General features: G+C 69.2%; 4 protein-coding genes and 1 pseudogene. 2 read left to right on the top strand and 3 right to left on the bottom strand.

Annotation, left to right across the window (positions count from 1 at the left end; genetic code table 11):
* The 3 genes from JYJ84_RS31065 to JYJ84_RS31055 form a co-directional block, all read right to left on the bottom strand.
* Nucleotides 1–315 (bottom strand): PhaM family polyhydroxyalkanoate granule multifunctional regulatory protein (locus JYJ84_RS31065; protein WP_374102145.1); only part of this gene is annotated, 315 nt, incomplete at its 3' end.
* A gap of 88 nt (nucleotides 316–403) precedes the next feature.
* The gene (locus JYJ84_RS31060) at nucleotides 404–1,231 is read right to left on the bottom strand and encodes an enoyl-CoA hydratase/isomerase family protein (protein WP_175223276.1); all 828 of its coding nucleotides are present in this window, start codon (nucleotides 1,229–1,231) and stop codon (nucleotides 404–406) included.
* 128 nt (nucleotides 1,232–1,359) lie between these two features.
* A complete protein-coding gene (locus JYJ84_RS31055; RefSeq protein WP_122946375.1) occupies nucleotides 1,360–2,352 on the bottom strand; it encodes a fumarylacetoacetate hydrolase family protein in 993 nt (330 codons plus the stop codon).
* A 154-nt stretch (nucleotides 2,353–2,506) separates the two neighbouring features.
* Between JYJ84_RS31055 and JYJ84_RS31050 the strand changes: the two genes are divergently transcribed.
* Both JYJ84_RS31050 and JYJ84_RS38050 read left to right on the top strand, forming a co-directional pair.
* Nucleotides 2,507–3,373: an IclR family transcriptional regulator gene (locus tag JYJ84_RS31050; protein ID WP_164462630.1), complete on the top strand. Its 867-nt coding sequence runs from the start codon at nucleotides 2,507–2,509 to the stop codon at nucleotides 3,371–3,373.
* 131 nt (nucleotides 3,374–3,504) lie between these two features.
* Nucleotides 3,505–3,697 (top strand): annotated as a pseudogene (locus JYJ84_RS38050) (DUF3108 domain-containing protein); the annotation flags it as partial.

Genomic DNA, 3,697 nt, shown 5'->3' with positions numbered 1-3,697 from the left:
CGTCGCGAGCGTCGCGCGCTGCACCTCGAGCGCCTGGATCGCGGACTGCAGCATCCCGAGATTGAGCTTCAGCCACTGCTCGACGGCGCGCAGATCGGTGATCCGCTTGTCGAGCTCCTCGACGCTCGTGAGCGGCGCCATCATGTCGGACATGCTCGACAGCGACGGCGGCAGCCCTTGCGTGGCACCTGGAAACGACGTCATCCCGCCGAACGGCGACATCCGCATCATGTCCCACATGCGGTCCATCATGTCGGCGGGCTTGAAGCCGGCAAAGCCGGCGAAAGGGTTGGAGCCGGAGGCATCGGTCGTCATACGGGCATCCTGGTTGACTGGGTGGGAGCGAGGCGGCCGCCATGCGTCGCGCGAGCCGCGCCTGGATCGATCATAGCGCCAGCGCGTGTCAGAACGGCACGTCGCCGGGGAACGCGGGCGGGCGCCGCTCGCGCAGCGAGCGGATCCCTTCCTGGACGTCGGGCCCGGAAAAACCCATGAATTCGAGCGCAAGCGACGTATCGAAGGTCGGCCCGGCCGTGCGCAGCCAGTTGTTCAATGCGTACTTGGTCCAGCGGATCGCCGACTGCGAACCGTGCGCGAGCCGCTCGGCCACTTCGTAGGCCTTCGGCAGCAGGTCGGCCGGCTCGACCGCGAGCGATACCAGCCCGATCCGCTCGGCCTCCTCGCCGCTCACGGGCTCGCACAGCAGCAGGTAGTACTTCGCCTTCGCCATCCCGCACAGCAGCGGCCACACGATCGCCGCGTGGTCGCCGGCCGCGACGCCGAGCCGCGTGTGGCCGTCGATGATGCGCGCATCCTTCGCGGCGATCGAGATATCGGCGAGCAGCCCGGCGACGAGCCCCGCGCCGACGGCCGGGCCATGCATCGCCGACACGATCGGCTTGCTGCAGTTGATCACGTTGTAGACGAGGTCGCGCGCCTCGCGCCACACGCGGGCGCGCACGTCGAAGTCGTTCGCCATGTCCTCGACGAGCGCGAGATCGCCGCCCGCGGAGAAGCCCTTGCCTTCGCCGCGGATCACCGCGACGCGCGTGTCGGGATCGCGGTCGACGTCGCGCCAGATGTCGGCGAGCTCGCGATGCATGCGCGCATTCGCGGTCGCGAGGCCGCTGCGGTTCGCGCCCTCGCCGCTCATCACGATGTCGAGCACGCCGTGGTCGCGGCGCGTCACCTTCAGTGCTTCGTAACCGCCGTACGCGGCGAGATTGGCCATGCGCTGCTCCTTGCTCGAGGTTCTCGAACCCCTGAATCGAGTGTAGCCAAGCCCGCGCGGGCAAACATCAGGCGAAACCCGGCGCGCGGGCCGGGCCCGGGTTTCGCAAAAGCGGAGCGCCGCGTGGCTTACGCCGCGCCGTCGGGCGGGGCGACCGACTGCTCGATCGCGCCGAAGATCGACTTGCCGGCCGCGTCGAACATCTCGATACGCACGGTATCGCCGTAGCGCATGAATTCGGTCTGCGGCGCGCCGTGCTCGATCGTCTCGAGGCAGCGTTTCTCGGCGATGCAGCAGTAGCCGCGCTTCGCGTCCTTGTTCGACACCGTGCCGGAGCCGACGATCGAGCCGGCGCGCAGGTTGCGCGTCTTCGCCGCATGCGCGACCAGCTGGCCGAAGTGGAACACCATGTCGGTGCCCGCATCGGGCTGGCCGACCTTCTTGCCGTTCCAGTGGACGATCATCGGCCGGTGCACGCGGCCTTCGCGCCATTCGTCGCCGAGCTCGTCGGGCGTCACGGCGACCGGCGCGAACGCGGTGGCCGGCTTGCTCTGGAAGAAGCCGAAGCCCTTCGCGAGTTCGGCCGGAATCAGGTTGCGCAGCGACACGTCGTTCACGAGCGTGACGAGCCGCACGGCCTTCAGCGCTTCGTCGGGCGACGCGCTCATCCGCACGTCGCCGGTGATCACCGCGACTTCCGCCTCGAAATCGATGCCCCACTCCTCGGACGGGCACACGACGTCGTCGCGAGCCCCAAGAAAATCGTCGCTGCCGCCCTGGTACATCAGCGGGTCGGTCCAGAATTCGGGCGGCATCTCCGCGCCGCGCGCGCGGCGCACGAGCTCGACGTGGTTCACGTACGCGGAGCCGTCGGCCCACTGGAACGCGCGCGGCAGCGGCGCCATGCAGTTGGCCGGATCGAACGCGAACGAATTGCGCGCGCGGCCGTGGTTCAGCGCGTCGTACAGGTCGCGCAGCTGCGGCGCGTAGAACGCCCAGTCGTCGAGGACGCGCTGCAGCGTCGGCGCGATCGCGTCGGCGATTGCCGCGGTATGCAGGTCGCGCGACACGACGATCAGCTGGCCGTCGCGCGTGCCGTCCTTCAGCGAAGCAAGTTTCATAGGGGGACTCTGGCGTTGTAGTGACGATGGAGGGAATCTATTTTACGATGGTGAATCCCTGCGGCGCGCCGCGATTGTGCGCGCCGTTTTCGCCCCGATTTTTCAGCCCGGTTTTCAACCCGATTCCTGCCGCCTTTTCGCGCACCTGCCGCCCATGCCCGCCAGCCCGCTTCCCGACGACGATCTCGCCGACTCCGACACCGATGACGCCGCTTCCGGCGAGCACGGCGAGAAGGTCCGCTCCGGCATCCAGTCGATCGAGGTCGGCTTCCGCCTGCTCGACGTGCTGACGAGCGAGCCGCGCGCGATGATGCTGCGCGACCTCGCGCAGCGCGCGGGCATGAGTCCTGCGAAGGCGCACCGCTACCTGGTCAGCTTCTCGCGGCTCGGCGTGGTATCGCAGGATCCCGTCTCGGGCCGCTACGAACTCGGCGGCTTCGCGCTGCAGATGGGGCTTGCGCGGCTCGCGCGCGTCGACGGCGTGAAGCTCGCGCGGATCGCGCTGACCGAATTCCGCGACCGCCTCGACCAGACGGTCGGCATCGCGGTGTGGGGCAACCAGGGGCCGACGATCGTGCACTGGATGGAATCGAGCCACCCGGCAAAGGCGTCGCTGAAGCTCGGCGACGTGATGCCGCTGCTCGGCTCCGCGACGGGGCTGCTGTTCGCCGCGTACCTGCCGCGCAGCAAGACCGCCGCGATGCTCGAGCGCGAACTTGCCGATACGCGCCGCTCGCCGCACCACGGCGGCCCGCGCACGCTCGACGAGGTCGACACGGTGCTCGCCGACGTGCGCCAGCACGAGGCCGCACGCGTCGAGGGGATGCTGCTGCCGACGATCCACGCGTTCTGCATGCCCGTGTTCGATGCGGTCGGCGAACTCGCGCTCGCGATCGTCGCGCTCGGCCAGGAAGGCTCGTTCGACATTGCATGGGGCGGCGAGATCGACACGGCGCTGCGCGCCTGCGCGCAGAAACTGTCTTACGAACTCGGCTATAGTCCCGACGCGCGCGACGCCTGACGCAACGGCACCGGCACCCGACCCCGACCCCGACCCGTCACGCAGCGCGAACGCGCGGCGCATTCGACAGTCCGATTCCTGTGGCGCGCGCTGCGCGCCCGACGTCACGCGAGCGCCCCGATCCTGTTCCGATGCCCATGCAGCCTGCCGATCTCCGTCCGAGTCATGCCTTGCCCCGCCACTGGCTGCGCGTGGGCATTGCGCTCGTCGTCGTGCTGGTGCTGCACGTGCTCGCCGCGTTCTGGCTGATGCGCAACCGCGACGCGTTCACGCCGCCCGAGCCCGCCGACGTCCCCGTGCAGATCGAGCTGCTGAAACCGCGAC

Origin of the sequence: Burkholderia sp. LMG 13014, assembly GCF_905232215.1 — a bacterium.
In the GTDB taxonomy this organism is placed as follows: domain Bacteria; phylum Pseudomonadota; class Gammaproteobacteria; order Burkholderiales; family Burkholderiaceae; genus Burkholderia.
The sequence above is the reverse complement of the archived record's forward strand: the minus strand, read 5'-3'. Positions and strand labels throughout refer to the sequence as shown.